The sequence below is a fragment of the Pseudomonas putida genome, from assembly GCF_028682635.1.
GTDB classification, from domain to species: Bacteria; Pseudomonadota; Gammaproteobacteria; order Pseudomonadales; family Pseudomonadaceae; genus Aquipseudomonas; species Aquipseudomonas putida_AE.
In genome coordinates, this window is record NZ_JANHLK010000015.1 from 124,083 (window position 1) to 142,285 (window position 18,203).

Consider the following 18,203-nt stretch of genomic DNA (forward strand, 5'->3'; position numbering starts at 1 on the left):
CTTGTGGTTATGTGTCAAACCCTTCATTGCCTGTTAATCGAGACTCCCCCGCGTGCCCGACGCCATTCTGCGCCTCGCCTTGCCTTCGCCCCTGCGCCGCCTGTTCGACTACCGGGCGCCGGCCGGCGTGCTGCGTGCGCAATTGCACCCCGGCATGCGCTTGCGGGTGCCGTTCGGCCGGCGGGAAATGATCGGGATCCTGGTGGAAGTCACCGACACCAGCGAAGTGCCGGCGGAAAAACTCAAGCCCGCCCTCGCACTGCTCGATGCCACGCCGCCGTTGCCGCCCGCGCTGTTCAAGCTGTGCCTGTGGACCTCGCAGTACTACCAGCACAGCCTCGGCGACACCTTGAGTTGGGCGCTGCCGGTGTTGCTGCGCCAGGGCGAACTGGCCGAGGCGCGCCAGGAGCGCTTCTGGTCCGCCGCACCAGGCGCCAGCCTCGACGACCCGCGAATCGCCCGTGCCCCGCGCCAGCGCGAAGCCCTGGCAACGCTGGCCCAGCACCCCCACGGCGTCGCCCATCAGTTACTGAGCAAGCTGATGCTGAGCAAGGACAGCCTCGATCTGTTGCTGGCCAAGGAGCTGGTCCAGGTTGAAATCCGCAGGCACGCCCCCGGTGCCCGACACGAACACTGGCTGGCCCAACCCGAACTGCCACTCAACCCGGAACAGCGGGCCGCCTATGAAGCCATTCGCGCCGGGTTCGACAGTTACCACGCGTTCCTCCTCGCCGGCGTCACCGGCAGCGGCAAGACCGAAGTCTATCTGCAACTGATCCGCGAAACCCTGGAGGCCGGCAAGCAGGCGCTGGTGCTGATCCCGGAAATCAACCTCGGCCCGCAGACCCTGGCGCGCTTCGAGCAGCGTTTCAACGCGCGCATCGCGCTGATTCACTCGGCGGTCAATGATCGCGAACGCCTCGAAGCCTGGCTCGCCGCCCGCGACGGCGAAGCCGACATCATAATCGGCACCCGCTCGGCGCTGTTCACGCCGATGAAAAACCCGGGGCTGATCATCATCGACGAAGAGCACGACGGCTCCTATAAACAGCAGGAAGGCTTGCGGTACCACGCGCGCGACCTGGCGCTGGTCAGGGCACGTCAGGAAAACATCCCGATTGTCCTGGGATCCGCCACGCCCTCCCTGGAAAGCCTGCACAACGCCTACACCGGCCGCTATGGCCTGCTGCGGCTGAACGAACGCGCGGGCGGCGCCAAGCAACCACGCTTCCTGCGCCTGGATGTGAAAAGCCGTCCACTGGACAGCGGCATTTCCGGGCCCATGCAACAAGCCATCGGCCAGACGCTGGCTGCCGGCCAGCAGGTGCTGGTATTCCTCAACCGCCGCGGATTTGCGCCGACCCTGCTGTGTCACGACTGCGGCTGGATGTCCGAGTGCCAACGCTGCGATGCGCGCATGACCGTCCACCAGCGCTACGGCGAGCTGCGCTGTCATCATTGCGGCTATGTCGAACGCGTGCCGCGCCAGTGCCCCAAGTGCAACAAGGTCGACTTGCGCCCTGTGGGCGCCGGTACCGAACGGGCCGAGGAACGCCTGGGGATCCTGTTCCCGGACTATCCGGTACTGCGGGTCGACCGCGACAGCACGTCGCGCAAGGACGCCATGAACCAACTGTTCGCGACCATCCAGAAAGGCCAGCCCTGCATCCTGGTGGGCACGCAGATGCTCGCCAAGGGCCACCACTTTCCACGGGTGACCCTGGTCTCGATCCTGGATGCCGATGGCGGGCTGTTCTCCGGCGACTTCCGCGCCAGCGAGCGCATGGCGCAACTGATTGTCCAGGTCGCCGGTCGAGCAGGCCGGGCGGAAGAGCCGGGCAAGGTGATCATCCAGACACACCTGGCCGACCATCCGCTGCTGGTGCAGTTGACCGAACAGGGTTACTTCGCCTTTGCCGAGCAGGCCTTGAGCGAGCGGCGCGCGGCGGGATTGCCGCCGTTTGCGCATCTGGCGCTGCTGCGGGCCGAGGCACACAAGCCAGGGCAGGCCGAAGGCTTTCTGGATGAAGCGTGCAGCGAGGCCGAACGCCTGCTGGCCGAACAGAATCTGACCGGCATCGAATTGCTCGGGCCGGTGCCGGCGCCGATGGAACGTCGAGCCGGACGTTATCGTGCGCAGTTGTTGTTGCAGGCTACGGCAAGGGCGCCGCTGCATCGGTTGCTTGCCAGTTGGTTGCTGGTTTTGGAGCAAATGCCGAGTGGGCGGGCGGTGCGCTGGTCGCTCGATGTGGATCCCGTCGATCTGTATTGATTTTGAGATCGCATTCGCGAGCAAGCCCGCTCCCACATGGGCTTTGTGCCTGACACATAAGGTATGAACACCGCAGATTCATTGTGGGAGCGGGCTTGCTCGCGAAGGGGGCCTAATTGTTACCACATATCCACAACCTGCCTGCTAAGGTTGGCAAGCCCGCCCCGGCAACGGATAATGCCCAGTTTTTCCACCAGCGCACGATGCGCCGCCGCGCCAGCGGTCGAAAGAGAAGACCATGAAAGACACCATTCGCCAGCTGATCCAACAAGCCATCACCCAACTCGTCAACGAAGGTGTGTTGCCTGAAGGCCTGTCGCCGGCGATCCAGGTGGAGAACTCCCGCGACAAGAAGAACGGCGACTTCGCCAGCAACATCGCCATGATGCTGGCCAAACCGGCCGGCATGAAGCCGCGCGACTTGGCGGAAAAAATCATCGCCGCGCTGCCAGCTGACGAAAACGTCTCCAAGGCCGAAATCGCAGGTCCAGGCTTCCTGAACTTCTTCCAGAACACCGACGCCCTGGCTTCGCGCCTGGACGCCGCCCTGGCCGACGCCAACATCGGCGTGCGCAAGGCCGGCCCGGTCCAGCGCACCGTGGTCGACCTGTCGGCCCCTAACCTGGCCAAAGAAATGCACGTCGGCCACTTGCGCTCGACCATCATTGGCGACGGCGTGGCCCGCGTGCTCGAATTCCTCGGCGACGAAGTGATCCGCCAGAACCACGTCGGCGACTGGGGCACCCAGTTCGGCATGCTGATGGCGTACCTGCAGGAAAACCCGATCACCAGCGACGAGCTGTCGGACCTGGAAAACTTCTACCGCGCCGCCAAGCAGCGCTTCGACGAATCCGAAGAATTCGCCGACCGCGCCCGCGGCCTGGTGGTCAAGTTGCAGGCCGGCGATGCCGATTGCCTGGCACTGTGGACCAAGTTCAAGGACATCTCGCTGTCCCACTGCCAGAAGATTTACGAACTGCTGAACGTCAAGCTGACCATGGCCGACGTGATGGGCGAAAGCGCCTACAACGACGACCTGATCAACGTGGTCAACGACCTCAAGGCCGCCGGCATGCTGGTCGAGAGCAACGGCGCCCTGTGCGTGTTCCTCGACGAGTTCAAGAACGCCGATGGCGACCCGCTGCCGGTGATCATCGTCAAGGCCGACGGCGGCTACCTCTATGCCACCACCGACCTGGCTGCCGTGCGCTACCGCAGCGGCAAGCTCAATGCCGACCGCGCGCTGTACTTCGTCGACCAGCGTCAGGCCCTGCACTTCCAGCAGGTGTTCGCCGTGGCCCGCAAGGCCGGTTTCGTGACCCATCCGATGGAAATGGAACACATGGGCTTCGGCACCATGAACGGCGCTGACGGCCGTCCGTTCAAGACCCGTGATGGCGGCACCGTGAAGCTGATCGACCTGCTGACCGAAGCCCAGGAACGCGCCTACACCCTGGTGAAAGACAAGAACCCTGAACTGGCTGAAGCAGAGCTGCGCAACATCGCCAGGGTTGTGGGCATCGGCGCGGTGAAATACGCCGACCTGTCCAAGCACCGCACCAGCGACTACAGCTTCAACTTCGACCTGATGCTGAACTTCGAAGGCAACACCGCGCCCTACCTGCTGTACGCCTACACCCGCGTGGCTGGCGTGTTCCGCAAACTCGGCAAGGACTTCAGCGAGGTCGAAGGCCAGATCGTGCTCGAAGCACCGCACGAACACGAGCTGGCGGCAAAACTCGCGCAGTTTGGCGAAGTACTGAACAATGTGGCCGAGAAAGGCACGCCGCACATCCTCTGCACCTACCTGTATGACGTCGCCGGCCTGTTCTCCAGCTTCTACGAGAACTGCCCGATCCTCGCCGCCGACACCCCGGCGCAAATGCAGAGCCGCCTGCGCCTCGCCGCGCTGACCGGTCGCACTCTCAAGCAAGGCCTGGAACTCTTGGGCCTGGAAACTCTGGAGCGTATGTAAGTTGGCTGCCAAGAAAAAACCTGCACCCAAGCGTGGCGCCAGCCGTTACCAAGCTCCAGCGAAGCAACCGATCCCGGGTTGGCTGTGGATGGCCATCGGCCTGACGGTCGGTGCATTCATCGTGTTCCTGATGAAACTGGAGCCGGGCAAGGGCAGCGACACGGTTAAGCGCGAGAAGGTGGAACAGCAACAGAAAGCCACCAAGATCGCCGAGGCCAACAAGACCCCGCCGAGCCCGACGCAACCGGTGAAGCCGAAATACGACTTCTACACTTTGCTGCCGGAATCGGAAGTCATCGTGCCGCCGGACGCCGTACCGGAGAAAACCCTGCCGACGCCGCAAGTGCCTGCGATTCCGACGACACCGGTTACACCGGCGGAAGCGGCGAAGATCGATACGGCGCGCGCCCAGGCTGCTTTGTCCGGAATTACTCCGCCACCTGCGCCACCGGTCAAGGCTGCGCCGGTGACGAAGTTTTTCCTGCAGGCGGGCTCCTTCCGCAAAGAGACTGATGCGGACAAGGTTCGCGCGCAGATCATTCTGCTGGGGCAGGCTGTGGCGGTTGAATCCGGCACGGTGAAGGACGAGACCTGGTATCGGGTGCTGGTTGGACCGTTCAGCAATCGAGAGCAACTGACCACTGCGCAGAAACAATTGGCGGGCGCAGGCTTCAGCAATTTGTTGTTACAACAACGCCAGAGTCGCTGATTCCGTCAGAAACACCGCATCATCGTTCATCGCCAGCAGGCTGGCTCCCACAGGGTTGGCGCAGCCCTCTGTGGGAGCCAGCCTGCTGGCGATGGCATCATGTACAACACCACATGTCCCCGTTTGACAAACACCGCCCGTCCCCTCCCGCGCCCCACAGTTGAAATCCACTCCACCACCCCCATATGAATGGGCATAAGGCATTTTCGCCCCGCAGCGTGGAGACTCTTCCCTTGACCACCATCGTTTCAGTTCGCCGCCACGGCAAAGTCGTCATGGGCGGCGACGGCCAGGTTTCCCTTGGCAATACCGTGATGAAAGGCAACGCGAAAAAAGTTCGTCGCCTGTACCACGGCCAGGTCATTGCCGGTTTTGCCGGCGCCACCGCTGACGCCTTTACCCTCTTCGAACGCTTCGAGGGCCAGCTTGAAAAGCACCAGGGTCACCTGGTACGCGCCGCTGTCGAGCTCGCCAAGGAATGGCGCACCGACCGCACCCTGAGCCGCCTGGAAGCCATGCTCGCGGTCGCCAACAAAGACGCCTCCCTGATCATCACCGGCAACGGCGACGTGGTCGAGCCTGAAAACGGCCTGATCGCCATGGGTTCCGGTGGCGCCTACGCCCAGGCGGCCGCCAGCGCCCTGCTGAAAAAAACCGACCTGTCGGCCCGGGAAATCGTCGAAACCGCCCTCGGCATTGCCGGCGACATCTGTGTATTCACCAACCACACCCAGACCATTGAGGAGCAGGACTGCGCCGAGCAAGCCTGATTCGGCCCCGTGCCACGGCTCATTCTTGCTTGAGGTCCTTTGAATATTATGTCCATGACTCCCCGTGAAATCGTCCACGAACTCAATCGCCACATCATCGGCCAGGACGATGCCAAGCGCGCCGTCGCCATTGCCCTGCGCAACCGCTGGCGCCGCATGCAGCTGCCAGAAGAGCTGCGCGTTGAAGTAACGCCAAAGAACATCCTGATGATCGGCCCGACCGGTGTCGGTAAAACCGAGATCGCCCGTCGCCTGGCCAAACTGGCCAACGCGCCGTTCATCAAGGTCGAAGCGACCAAGTTTACCGAAGTCGGCTATGTCGGCCGCGACGTCGAATCGATCATTCGTGACCTGGCCGATGCCGCGATCAAGCTGCTGCGCGAACAGGAAATCGTCAAGGTTCGCCACCGCGCCGAAGACGCCGCCGAAGAGCGCATCCTTGATGCCCTGCTGCCACCGGCACGCATGGGCTTCAGCAACGACGATACCCCGTCTGCCGACTCCAACACCCGCCAGCTGTTCCGCAAGCGCCTGCGCGAAGGCCAGCTGGATGACAAGGAGATCGAGATCGAAGTCGCCGAAATGGCCGGCGTCGATATTTCCGCGCCACCGGGCATGGAAGAAATGACCAACCAGCTGCAAAGCCTGTTTGCCAACATGGGCAAGGGCAAGAAGAAGGCCCGCAAGCTCAAGGTCAAGGAAGCGCTCAAGCTGGTGCGCGACGAAGAAGCCGGCCGCCTGGTCAACGATGAAGAGTTGAAGGCCAAGGCCCTGGAAGCGGTCGAGCAGCACGGCATCGTGTTCATCGACGAAATCGACAAGGTCGCCAAGCGTGGTAATTCCGGCGGCGTCGATGTGTCCCGTGAAGGCGTGCAGCGCGACCTGCTGCCGCTGATCGAAGGCTGCACCGTCAACACCAAGCTGGGCATGGTCAAGACCGACCACATCCTGTTCATCGCCTCCGGTGCCTTCCACCTGAGCAAGCCGAGCGACCTGGTGCCCGAGCTGCAAGGCCGACTGCCGATCCGTGTCGAACTCAAGGCCCTGAGCCCTGAAGATTTCGAGCGCATCCTCAGCGAGCCTCACGCCTCGCTCACCGAACAATATTGCGCGCTGCTGAAAACCGAAGGCCTGGGTATCGAGTTCCTGCCGAGCGGCATCAAGCGCATCGCCGAGATCGCATGGCAGGTCAACGAGAAAACCGAAAACATCGGTGCCCGTCGCCTGCACACCTTGCTTGAACGCCTGCTGGAAGAAGTGTCTTTCAGTGCCGGCGACCTGGCCAGCGTGCATGACGACAAGGTGATCCAGATCGACGCCGACTACGTCAACAGCCACCTGGGCGAATTGGCGCAGAACGAAGACCTGTCCCGTTATATCCTGTAAGCCATACTTGTAGGAGCGAGCTTGCTCGCGATGAACTTGAGAGCGACGCGTTTCTTCAGAGAAAACGCGTTATCGTTAACGTCCATCGCGAGCAAGCTTGCTCCTACAGGGTTCCATCCAAAACGGAACGGCGCTCATGACCCAACTCCCCACCGACATCAAGCTGCACAAAGCCTCGAAAACCCTCACGCTCAAATACGCGTCCGGCGAGGAATACACCCTGCCCGCCGAATTCCTGCGCGTGCACTCCCCTTCCGCCGAGGTCCAGGGCCACGGCAAACCCATCCTGCAATTTGGCAAGATCAACGTAGGACTGAGCAAGATAGAACCGGCCGGTCAGTACGCACTGAAACTGACCTTCGACGATGGCCACGACAGCGGCCTGTTCACCTGGGAATACCTCTACGAACTGGGGCGACGTCATGACGCGCTCTGGGAGGATTATCTTGCCGAGCTCAAAGCCGCAGGAAAAACCCGCGACCCGAACGAATCCGTCGTCAAGCTGATGCTCTAGCCCGAGCCTCTTGCTCTTTAGAGGGCATTTTCTAATTTCATCTGTTTGAATGCTCGGCTTCAGGGCCGACGCTTGGCCCGCTTGCGAAAAAAATTAAACTCGGGTAACCAATGGATTGGCAAGTTCCCTGCAGTGCTCTCTGAACTAAAAAGCAGTGATGCAGAATTAACGTCACCCGAGCAGTAGTACCTGGCCGTTGCTGTGTGACTACACAGCAGGACCAAGGTACTCGTCTCAGGGCAATGGAGCGTCGTAGATGAGTGACAAGAGTAACGATGAGTTGAAGTATCAGGCCTCGGAGAACACCTTGGGGCTCAATCCTGTCGTTGGGCTGCGTGGAAAGGATCTACTGGCTTCTGCTCGAATGGTGCTCAGGCAGGCCATCAGGCAACCGGTGCACAGCGTCAAGCATGTCGCGCATTTTGGTCTTGAACTCAAGAACGTGCTGTTTGGCAAATCCGGGCTGCAACCGACCAGCGATGACCGTCGCTTCGCCGATCCGGCCTGGAGTCAGAACCCGCTCTACAAACGTTATTTGCAAACCTACCTGGCGTGGCGCAAGGAGCTCCACGCCTGGATCGACGAGAGCACCCTCAGCCCCAGCGATGTGGCGCGCGGGCACTTCGTGATCAACCTCATGACCGAAGCCATGGCGCCGACCAACACCGCGGCCAACCCGGCGGCAGTCAAACGCTTTTTCGAAACCGGCGGCAAGAGCCTGCTCGATGGTCTCTCGCACCTGGCCAAGGATCTGGTGCACAACGGCGGCATGCCGAGCCAGGTCAACATGGGTGCGTTCGAAGTCGGCAAGAGCCTGGGCGTGACCGAAGGCGCGGTAGTATTCCGCAACGATGTACTGGAACTGATCCAGTACAAGCCGATCACCGAGCAGGTACACGAGCGACCATTGCTGGTGGTGCCGCCGCAGATCAACAAGTTCTACGTGTTCGACCTGAGCCCGGACAAGAGCCTGGCGCGGTTCTGCCTGCGCAACAACATGCAGACCTTCATCGTCAGCTGGCGCAACCCGACCAAGGAACAGCGCGAGTGGGGCCTGTCGACCTACATCGAAGCCCTCAAGGAAGCGGTTGACGTCGTCACTGCGATCACCGGCAGCAAAGACGTGAACATGCTCGGGGCCTGCTCCGGCGGCATCACCTGCACCGCGCTGCTGGGCCACTACGCGGCGATCGGCGAGAACAAGGTCAATGCCCTGACCTTGCTGGTGAGCGTGCTGGACACCACCCTGGACAGCGACGTTGCCCTGTTCGTCAATGAGCAGACCCTCGAAGCCGCCAAGCGCCACTCGTATCAGGCCGGCGTACTGGAAGGCCGCGACATGGCGAAAGTCTTCGCCTGGATGCGTCCCAACGACCTGATCTGGAACTACTGGGTCAACAATTACCTGCTGGGCAACGAACCGCCGGTATTCGACATCCTGTTCTGGAACAACGACACCACCCGGTTGCCCGCCGCGTTCCACGGCGACCTGATCGAGCTGTTCAAAAACAACCCACTGATTCGCCCGAATGCACTGGAAGTGTGCGGTACCGCCATCGACCTCAAGCAAGTGACGGCCGACATCTTTTCCCTGGCCGGCACCAACGACCACATCACCCCGTGGCGGTCCTGCTACAAGTCGTCGCAACTGTTCGGCGGCAATGTTGAATTCGTGCTGTCGAGCAGCGGACATATCCAGAGCATCCTGAATCCGCCGGGTAATCCGAAATCCCGCTACATGACCAGCACCGAACCGGCGAGCAGTGCCGATGAATGGCAACAGAATGCCACCAAGCACACCGATTCCTGGTGGCTGCACTGGCAGGCCTGGCAGGCCCAGCGCTCGGGCGAGCTGAAAAAGTCCCCGGTAAAACTGGGCAGCAAGGCTTACCCGGCAGGCGAGGCGGCGCCAGGCACTTACGTACACGAGCGTTAAACCCACAAACCTGTAGGAGCCGGCTTGCTGGCGATTGCATCACCACGGTGAGACTGGCAAACCGCGGTGATCGCATCGCCAGCAAGCCGGCTCCTACAGGATGTGTGTCAGGAACCAAGATCCACCCACAGGGCCAGAAGCATGCCGCAACCGTTCATATTCCGCACCGTCGACCTGGATGGCCAGACCCTCCGCACGGCGGTGCGCCCCGGCAAGCCTCACTTGACGCCCTTGCTGATCTTCAACGGCATCGGCGCCAACCTGGAGCTGGTGTTTCCATTCGTCGCAGCGCTGGACCCGGACCTGGAAGTCATCGCCTTCGACGTACCCGGTGTCGGCGGTTCGTCGACGCCGAATCTTCCCTATCGCTTTCCAAGCCTGGCGAAACTCACGGCACGCATGCTCGACTACCTCGACTACGGGCAAGTCAATGTGATCGGCGTGTCCTGGGGTGGTGCGCTTGCGCAACAGTTCGCCTTTGACTATCCGGAGCGTTGCAAGAAGCTTGTCCTGGCAGCGACGGCAGCAGGCGCGGTGATGGTGCCGGGCAAGCCGAAAGTCTTGTGGATGATGGCCAGCCCACGGCGCTACATCCAGCCCTCCCATGTGATCCGCATTGCGCCGATGATCTACGGCGGCGCGTTCCGTCGCGACCCGACGCTGGCCGCGAGCCATGCAGCGAAGGTCCGTTCGGCAGGCAAGCTCGGTTACTACTGGCAACTATTCGCCGGCTTCGGCTGGACCAGCATCCACTGGCTGCACAAGATCAATCAGCCGACCCTGGTCCTGGCCGGCGACGACGATCCACTGATCCCGCTGATCAACATGCGCTTGCTCGCCTGGCGGATTCCCAATGCCCAGTTGCACATTATCGATGACGGCCATCTGTTCCTGATTACCCGGGCCGAAGCGGTGGCACCGATCATCATGAAGTTCCTCGAGGAGGAGCGCCTGCGTGCAGTGATGCACCCGCATCCGGCGCCACTGAGCTGATCGGCCCATTTTTTGTATAGGAAAGAGGGGGCGGCGGCACATCGCACCGCGCAACAACCCGTTACAGCGTCTATGGTGTTCTGGTTCGGTGTTTTGTATTTGGCCTGGAAGACGAAGGAGTGTTGAGTCATGCGCGATAAAACTGCGAGGGAGTCACTACCCACTCCCGCCGCGTTCATCAACGCACAAAGTGCGATTACCGGCCTGCGCGGCCGGGATCTGGTTTCGACTTTGCGCAGTGTGGCCGCCCATGGCCTGCGCAACCCCGTGCACACCGCTCGACACGCCTTGAAACTGGGCGGTCAACTGGGCCGCGTGCTGCTGGGCGACACCCTGCACCCGACCAACCCGCAAGACCGTCGTTTCGACGATCCGGCGTGGAGCCTCAACCCCTTTTACCGTCGCAGCCTGCAGGCCTACCTGAGCTGGCAGAAGCAGGTCAAAAGCTGGATCGACGACAGCAACATGAACCCGGACGATCGCGCCCGCGCGCACTTCGCGTTCGCCCTGCTCAACGATGCCGTGTCGCCGTCCAACAGCCTGCTCAATCCCCTGGCGATCAAGGAAATCTTCAACTCCGGCGGCAACAGCCTGGTGCGCGGGATCGGCCATCTGGTCGATGACCTCCTGCACAACGACGGGTTGCCCCGGCAGGTCACCAAGCACGCATTCGAGGTCGGCAAGACCGTCGCCTCCACCACCGGCGCCGTGGTGTTTCGCAACGAACTGCTGGAGCTGATCCAATACAAGCCGATGAGCGAAAAGCAGTATTCGAAACCGTTGCTGGTGGTGCCGCCACAGATCAACAAGTACTACATTTTCGACCTCAGCCCGCACAACAGCTTCGTCCAGTACGCGCTCAAGAACGGCCTGCAGACCTTCGTGATCAGCTGGCGCAATCCGGATGTGCGGCACCGCGAATGGGGCCTGTCGACTTACGTTGAAGCAGTGGAAGAAGCCATGAACGTGTGCCGGGCGATCACCGGCGCGCGCGAAGTCAACCTGATGGGCGCCTGCGCCGGCGGGCTGACCATTGCCGCCTTGCAGGGTCACCTGCAAGCCAAGCGCCAGCTGCGCCGCGTTTCCAGCGCGACCTACCTGGTGAGTCTGCTCGACAGCCAACTGGACAGCCCGGCCACGCTCTTCGCCGACGAACAGACCCTGGAAGCCGCCAAGCGCCGCTCCTACCAGAAAGGCGTCCTGGACGGCCGCGACATGGCCAAGGTGTTCGCCTGGATGCGCCCCAACGATTTGATCTGGAGCTACTTCGTCAACAACTACCTGATGGGCAAGGAGCCGCCGGCGTTCGACATTCTCTACTGGAACAACGACAACACACGCCTGCCGGCCGCCCTGCATGGTGACTTGCTGGACTTCTTCAAGCACAACCCGCTGAGCCATCCCGGTGGCCTGGAAGTGTGCGGCACCCCGATCGATTTGCAGAAGGTCAATGTCGACAGTTTCAGCGTGGCCGGCATCAACGACCACATCACACCGTGGGACGCCGTGTATCGCTCGACCCTGCTGCTCGGTGGCGAGCGCCGCTTCGTCCTGTCCAACAGCGGTCATATACAGAGCATTCTCAACCCGCCGAACAATCCGAAAGCCAACTACGTCGAAGGCACAAAACTGAGCAGCGACCCCAGGGCCTGGTACTACGACGCCAAGCCCGTCGCCGGTAGCTGGTGGACGCAATGGCTGAGCTGGATTCAGGAGCGCTCGGGTGCGCAGAAAGAAACCCACATGGCCCTCGGCAATCAGAATTATCCACCGATGGAAGCGGCGCCCGGAACCTACGTGCGCGTGCGCTGATGTTCAACGACCACGGCCCCTGCCGGCCGTGGCATGACCCGATCATAAGAAGACTGGATGAAAACCCGCGACCGGATCCTCGAATGTGCCCTGCAATTGTTCAACGAGAAGGGCGAACCGAATGTTTCCACCATGGAAGTCGCCAACGAAATGGGCATCAGCCCGGGCAACCTGTACTACCACTTCCACGGCAAGGAACCACTGATTCTCGGCCTGTTCGAACGTTTCCAGGCCGAACTGTCACCGTTGCTCGACCCACCGGCCGACGTCGAACTGGCCCCCGAGGATTACTGGCTGTTCCTGCACCTGATCGTCGAACGCCTGTCCCACTATCGCTTTCTGTTCCAGGACCTGTCGAACCTGGCCGGGCGCTTGCCGAAACTGGCCAAGGGCATTCGCAACCTGCTCAATGCACTCAAGCGCACCCTGGCGTCATTGCTGGCCCGATTGAAGGCCTTGGGGCAGTTGGTCAGCGACACCCAGGCGCTGGGGCAACTGGTGGAGCAAATCACCCTGACGCTGCTGTTCTCACTGGACTACCAGCGGATTCTCGGCCGCGAAGGCGAAGTGCGATTGGTGGTCTACCAGATCATGATGCTGGTGGCGCCGCATTTGTTGCCGTCGATCAAGGCGGCGACCGAGCAGATGGCGATGCAGTACCTGGAAGATCACGACTAACAAATGTGAGGCCTGTGGCGCTCAGGGAATCTTGCACAAACAAAAACGCCCGACCTTGGCAGGCCGGGCGTTTTTTTGAGCCCTGGAATCAGGACTGACTGGTTGGCGTCGATGGAGCTGGCGCGGCAGTCGGGGTCACAGCAGGGGTCGGCGCGGTAGCGGAGTTCGAGGTGCTTGCCGGCGTTACCGGGGTTGCCGGTTTGGCGGCAGCCACTGCTGGTTTGGGTGCGGCAGCTTTGGGAGCGGCCGGTTTTTTCGCTGCTGGTTTCTTCGCAGCAGCAGGTTTTGCCGCTGGCTTGGCTGCCGGTTTGGCGGCAGCGGTTTTCGCTGCAGGCTTGGCGGCGGTTTTAGCGGCTGCCGGTTTGGCCGCTGGTTTGGCGGCGGCTGGCTTGGCAGCAGCGGTTTTTGCAGCCGGTTTGGCGGCAGCGGTTTTAGCCGCAGGCTTGGCCAATGGCTTGGCTGCGGTTTTGGCGGCCGGCTTGGCTGCCGCGGTTTTCGCCGCAACAGGCGCAACCTTGGCACCGGTGAGTTTTTCGATTTGCTTGGTCAGGGTATCGACCTTGCTGTGCAGCGCCTTGACTTCATTGCGGCTTGGTACGCCCAGACGCGAAATGGCGCTGTTCAGGCGCTTGTCGAAAGCCCCTTCCAGCTCATCCCATTTGCCCATTGCGCGATCTTTCACGCCGCTGATGCGCGACTTGGCCGAAGAAGCGGAGTCCTTGGCGGCGTCGACAGTTTTGCCAACAGCGTTCTTGGTCAGCTTCTCGGCTTTCTCGCCGTCTTTAACCAGTGAGTCGAAGAGTTTGCTGCCGTCAGTGTCGATCTTCGAGTACACGCCTAAACCAGCCAGCCAGATTTTGCGGGAGTAGTCTTCGACTTTCCCGATCCACGAGCTGCCTTCTTTTTCGGTGTTCTTTTTACCAGCCATCCCGTTCTCCTTAAGATTTACGCGCGACGCGTTCGAGCAGTGCCGTCAGCTCATCGAGCTTGGCAGAGAGTGTCTCAACGTCATGTTTAGACGGAATGCCGATACGATTCAAGGTACTTGCGACACGCGAGTCAAACACTCTCTCGACTTTGTCGAGCTGAACTTCGACCTTGCCTTTGAAAGTGCTGACTTCAGTCTTGGCTTCATCGATCTCGGCATTGGCCGCTTCAAGCTTCTCGGCAACTACTTTTTTGCCTTTGGTTTCAACTGCTTGCCCAGCCTTGATCAACTCTTGAAAGTACTCGCTACCTTCTTGGCCGACCTTGGTGTAGGCACCCAGGCCTGCCAACCAGATCCGGCGTGCATAGGATTTGACGTCACGCACAGCGGTCGCCGATGCGTCGATTTTTTTCTTCAAAATTACTTTGGCCATGGTGCACCTCACGCGCAGAAGGTTTGAGGAACTGCCCGCGAAAGTGTCGGGCTCAGGCACAAAGTAGGGAGAAAAATTAGAAACGGCACCCTAACAACTGACATAAACCTCTAGACACACCGCAATCAAAATGTGGGAGCGGGCTTGTTCGCGAAAGCGGTGTGTCATTCAACATTGATGTCGACTGACCTGGCGCTTTCGCGAGCAAGCCCGCTCCCACAGGGGGTCTCATTTCGTCCGAAAAATCAGACGAGGGCTTTATCCAGCGCCTTCTCGATTTCCGCTTTGATCATGCCGCTCATGGCCGACATCATCAGGCCCAGTTCCACATCGACCTTGATCGAATCATCGGTGACATGCACCGCACCTTTCACACCCGAACGCTTGAGATTCAGGGTGTCACCCGACCACTGCGGCTCCAGGCCATACTGATCGTGAAGTTTCTGCGCCAGCTTGTCGGCCTTCTCGCGCGCCGCTTCCTTACCCAGGCCGTGGGCCCGTTCAACACTAATATGGGCCATCGAATGACTCCTGCTTTATGAATGCTTTCCCGAGACATCTTGACCTCTGCTGCGTCAAAACGTCCCGATGGTTGCCCATCTTACCTTCAGCCTTGCCAAGACAAAGCATGCCTTGGGGATTAGAATGTCGCGCATTCTCTTTTGGTGACAGCGATATGACTGATCAGCGCAAAGGCAACGACGCCGAACCCACCACTCACTTCGGCTTCAAAAACGTTCCGGAAAGCCAGAAAGCGGAAAAAGTCGCTGAGGTTTTCCACTCGGTAGCCGCCAAGTACGACCTGATGAACGACCTCCTGTCGAGCGGCATGCACCGTCTGTGGAAGCGTTTCGCGATCGAACTGTCGGGCGTGCGCACCGGCAACCGGGTGCTGGACATCGCCGGTGGCACGGGCGACCTGACCCGCAAATTCTCGCACCTCGTGGGCCCGACCGGCCAGGTAGTGCTGGCCGACATCAACGAATCCATGCTCAAGGTCGGTCGTGATCGCCTGCTGGACCTGGGTGTGGCCGGCAACGTCGAATTCGTCCAGGCCGATGCGGAAAAACTGCCGTTCCCGGACAACCATTTCGACTGCGTGACCATCGCCTTCGGCCTGCGCAACGTGACGCACAAGGAAGATGCCCTGCGCTCCATGCTGCGCGTGCTCAAGCCAGGCGGCCGCTTGCTGGTGCTGGAGTTCTCCAAGCCGACCAACGCGCTGATGTCCAAGGCCTACGACGCCTACTCGTTCGCCTTCATGCCGCTGATGGGCAAGCTGATCACCAACGACTCGGAAAGCTACCGCTACCTGGCCGAATCGATCCGCATGCACCCGAACCAGGAAACCCTGAAGTCGATGATGGTCGAGGCCGGTTTCGACCGCGTGACCTATCACAACATGACCGCAGGCATCGTCGCCCTGCACCGCGGCATCAAGCCCTGATGCTGCTCGCCGGCCTGCTCGCCAGCGTAGAACTCGGCCTGAACCGGGTGCTGCGTCTCGACAGCACGGCGCTGCCGCGGCTGGCGCATTTGAGCGGCAGGGTGATTGCCGTCGATTGCCGCAGCCCGGCGTTGCAGGTGTTCATCCTGCCCAGCGACGAAGGCCTGATGCTCGCCTCCCAGTGGGAAACCGGCGCCGACTGCACCCTGCGTGCACCGGCTTCGAGCCTGCTGAAACTGGCCATGAGCAAGGACAAGACTGCGATCCTGCACAGCCCTGAAGTCGAACTCGACGGCGACAGCGGCGTGCTGCTGGAACTGGCGGCGATCCTTCAGGACCTGGAGCTGGACTGGGAGTACGAACTCTCGCGCTGGCTGGGGCCGGTCGCCACGCAACTGCTCGGCGGTCACCTGCGCAGTCGTGCCCGCTGGTATCAGCAAGGGTTCGCCAGCCTGGGCCAGAACCTGGGCGAATACCTGGCCGAAGAGTCGCGCACCCTTGTCGGTCAGCGCGAAGCCGAAGCCCGTTTCAGTGAACTGGACCAGATCAAAGTCGATCTGGAACGTCTCGAGGCGCGTTTCGAGCGCCTTTCCCGATCCCTCGACCCAAGCGATAACGCATGAAGCTGCTTGCCGTCCGCCGTTTGTTGCGCATCCAGCGCGTCGTGATCCGCTACCGCCTCGATGACCTGCTGTTCGCCCTGCCGCTGCCCTGGTTTCTGCGGGCGTTGCGTTATGCCCTGCCGTGGCGCTGGTTCCCGCGCAAGACCCTGGAGCTGAGCCGTGGCGCGCGCTTGCGCCTGGCGTTGCAGGACCTGGGACCGATCTTCATCAAGTTCGGGCAGATCCTGTCCACCCGCCGCGACCTGCTGCCGGAAGACATCGCCGACGAGCTGATGATGTTGCAGGACCGCGTGCCGCCGTTCGACTCGCAGCTGTCGGTCAAGCTGATCGAAGAACAGCTGGGCAAGAAAATCAGTGAAGTATTCAGCCGCTTCGACGTCGAACCGCTGGCCTCGGCGTCGGTGGCCCAGGTGCACGCCGCGCAGCTGAAAACCGGCGAAGAAGTGGTGGTCAAGGTGATCCGCCCGGGCCTCAAGCCGGTGATTGCCCAGGACCTGGCGTGGCTGTTCATCCTCGCCCGCGCCGCCGAAAAACTCTCGGCCGATGCGCGCCTGCTGCACCCGGTAGATGTGGTCCAGGACTACGAAAAAACAATCTACGATGAACTCGACCTGCTGCGCGAAGCAGCCAACGCCAGCCAGCTGAAGCGCAACTTCGACGGTTCGCCACTGCTGTACGTGCCACAAGTCTATTGGGACTGGTGCCGGCCGAAAGTGCTGGTGATGGAGCGCATCTACGGCATCCAGGTCACTGACCTCGCGACCCTGGCCGACCAGCGCACCGACATGAAAATGCTCGCCGAACGCGGCGTGGAGATCTTCTTCACCCAGGTGTTCCGCGACAGCTTTTTCCATGCCGACATGCACCCCGGCAACATCTTCGTCAGCACCGTCAATCCGTGGAGCCCGCAGTACATTGCGATCGACTGCGGCATCGTCGGCAGCCTGACCCCGGAAGACCAGGATTACCTGGCGCGCAACCTGTTCGCCTTCTTCAAGCGTGATTACCGGCGTGTGGCACAGCTGCACATTGATTCAGGCTGGGTGCCGGCGGAAACCAAACTCAACGAATTCGAAGCGGCAATCCGGACAGTTTGCGAACCGATCTTCGAAAAACCGTTAAAAGATATTTCATTCGGCCAGGTGCTGATGCGCCTGTTCCAGACGGCGCGCCGCTTCAACATGGAAGTGCAGCCGCAGCTTGTCCTGCTGCAGAAAACCCTGCTGAACATCGAAGGCCTGGGCCGTCAGCTGTACCCGGACCTCGACCTGTGGAACACCGCGCAACCCTTCCTCGAACGTTGGATGCGCGAACGCGTCAGCCCCAAAGCCCTGCTCGGCAACGTGCAGAGCCAGTTCGAGCAACTGCCGCACCTGGCCAACATGGCCCGCGACCTGCTCGAACGCATGTCCCAGCCGCACGCCTACGACCCGTCGCCACCCTGGCACCGTCGCCGCGACGACTGGTTCCTGCGCCTGCTCGGCACAGCGCATTTGGCCGGTGGCGCGATCCTCGCCGCGGGTGGGCCGCTGAACGATCTGGCCTACTGGCCGGCGGGCATCATGATGGCCGTCGGCTTGTATCTGGTCGTTCGTCGATAGCAGGATTGAGCTGCAAGTTATAAGCTGCAAGCCTCAAGCGATGTTCATAGCACTCACGTTTGATTCACCCTGTAGATACGTGTGTTACACATTACGAAAGACCGAAGCGCACTGGCTTTTACTAGC

General features: G+C 61.1%; 16 protein-coding genes. 13 read left to right on the forward strand and 3 right to left on the reverse strand.

Features of this window, described 5'->3' with window-relative positions:
- The first annotated feature begins 52 nt into the window (after positions 1-52).
- The 10 genes from NPS56_RS19400 to NPS56_RS19445 all read left to right on the forward strand — a co-directional run bounded on the left by NPS56_RS19400 (position 53) and on the right by NPS56_RS19445 (position 13,045).
- Entirely contained in the window at positions 53-2,272 is a 2,220-nt protein-coding gene (locus NPS56_RS19400; protein ID WP_274076101.1) for a primosomal protein N', read from the forward strand.
- Between the two features lie 238 nt (positions 2,273-2,510).
- A complete protein-coding gene (gene argS, locus NPS56_RS19405) occupies positions 2,511-4,247 on the forward strand; it encodes an arginine--tRNA ligase (RefSeq protein ID WP_274076102.1) in 1,737 nt (578 codons plus the stop codon).
- Between the two features lies 1 nt (position 4,248).
- Complete coding sequence (locus tag NPS56_RS19410) at positions 4,249-4,956, forward strand: SPOR domain-containing protein (protein ID WP_046816952.1); 708 nt, start codon at positions 4,249-4,251, stop codon at positions 4,954-4,956.
- A gap of 233 nt (positions 4,957-5,189) precedes the next feature.
- A complete protein-coding gene (gene hslV / locus NPS56_RS19415; protein ID WP_274076103.1) occupies positions 5,190-5,726 on the forward strand; it encodes an ATP-dependent protease subunit HslV in 537 nt (178 codons plus the stop codon).
- Between the two features lie 48 nt (positions 5,727-5,774).
- The gene (gene hslU, locus NPS56_RS19420) at positions 5,775-7,112 is read left to right on the forward strand and encodes an HslU--HslV peptidase ATPase subunit (protein WP_274076104.1); all 1,338 of its coding nucleotides are present in this window, start codon (positions 5,775-5,777) and stop codon (positions 7,110-7,112) included.
- A 136-nt stretch (positions 7,113-7,248) separates the two neighbouring features.
- A complete protein-coding gene (locus tag NPS56_RS19425; protein WP_046816950.1) occupies positions 7,249-7,626 on the forward strand; it encodes a gamma-butyrobetaine hydroxylase-like domain-containing protein in 378 nt (125 codons plus the stop codon).
- 256 nt (positions 7,627-7,882) lie between these two features.
- The gene (phaC, locus tag NPS56_RS19430) at positions 7,883-9,562 is read left to right on the forward strand and encodes a class II poly(R)-hydroxyalkanoic acid synthase (RefSeq protein ID WP_274076105.1); all 1,680 of its coding nucleotides are present in this window, start codon (positions 7,883-7,885) and stop codon (positions 9,560-9,562) included.
- A gap of 141 nt (positions 9,563-9,703) precedes the next feature.
- Complete coding sequence (gene phaZ, locus NPS56_RS19435) at positions 9,704-10,555, forward strand: poly(3-hydroxyalkanoate) depolymerase (RefSeq protein ID WP_274076106.1); 852 nt, start codon at positions 9,704-9,706, stop codon at positions 10,553-10,555.
- A gap of 129 nt (positions 10,556-10,684) precedes the next feature.
- Positions 10,685-12,367 carry a class II poly(R)-hydroxyalkanoic acid synthase gene (gene phaC / locus NPS56_RS19440; protein WP_274076107.1) on the forward strand — a complete coding sequence of 561 codons (1,683 nt, stop codon included), beginning with the start codon at positions 10,685-10,687 and terminating at the stop codon, positions 12,365-12,367.
- Between the two features lie 57 nt (positions 12,368-12,424).
- A complete protein-coding gene (locus tag NPS56_RS19445; RefSeq protein ID WP_274076108.1) occupies positions 12,425-13,045 on the forward strand; it encodes a TetR/AcrR family transcriptional regulator in 621 nt (206 codons plus the stop codon).
- Positions 13,046-13,133: 88 nt separating this feature from the next.
- On the opposite strand, the gene NPS56_RS19450 is transcribed toward NPS56_RS19445, so the two are convergent.
- The 3 genes from NPS56_RS19450 to NPS56_RS19465 form a co-directional block, all read right to left on the reverse strand.
- Entirely contained in the window at positions 13,134-13,973 is an 840-nt protein-coding gene (locus tag NPS56_RS19450) for a phasin family protein (RefSeq protein WP_274076109.1), read from the reverse strand.
- Between the two features lie 10 nt (positions 13,974-13,983).
- Positions 13,984-14,406 (reverse strand): phasin family protein, encoded by a 423-nt coding sequence (locus NPS56_RS19455; RefSeq protein WP_274076110.1) that lies wholly within the window; start codon positions 14,404-14,406, stop codon positions 13,984-13,986.
- Positions 14,407-14,651: 245 nt separating this feature from the next.
- Positions 14,652-14,927, reverse strand: a complete 276-nt coding sequence (locus tag NPS56_RS19465; RefSeq protein ID WP_274076111.1) for a polyhydroxyalkanoic acid system family protein — start codon at positions 14,925-14,927, stop codon at positions 14,652-14,654.
- Between the two features lie 155 nt (positions 14,928-15,082).
- On the opposite strand from NPS56_RS19465, the gene ubiE reads away from it, so the two are divergent.
- From ubiE to ubiB, 3 genes are read left to right on the forward strand one after another with little or no spacing between them, the layout of a single operon-like run.
- A complete protein-coding gene (ubiE, locus tag NPS56_RS19470; protein WP_274076112.1) occupies positions 15,083-15,853 on the forward strand; it encodes a bifunctional demethylmenaquinone methyltransferase/2-methoxy-6-polyprenyl-1,4-benzoquinol methylase UbiE in 771 nt (256 codons plus the stop codon).
- The gene (locus tag NPS56_RS19475) at positions 15,853-16,476 is read left to right on the forward strand and encodes a ubiquinone biosynthesis accessory factor UbiJ (protein WP_274076113.1); all 624 of its coding nucleotides are present in this window, start codon (positions 15,853-15,855) and stop codon (positions 16,474-16,476) included. Before ubiE ends, NPS56_RS19475 begins: the two co-directional genes overlap by 1 nt.
- On the forward strand, positions 16,473-18,077 hold the full coding sequence (gene ubiB / locus NPS56_RS19480; RefSeq protein ID WP_274076114.1) for a ubiquinone biosynthesis regulatory protein kinase UbiB: 1,605 nt from the start codon (positions 16,473-16,475) through the stop codon (positions 18,075-18,077). Before NPS56_RS19475 ends, ubiB begins: the two co-directional genes overlap by 4 nt.
- The last annotated feature ends 126 nt before the right edge of the window (positions 18,078-18,203 follow it).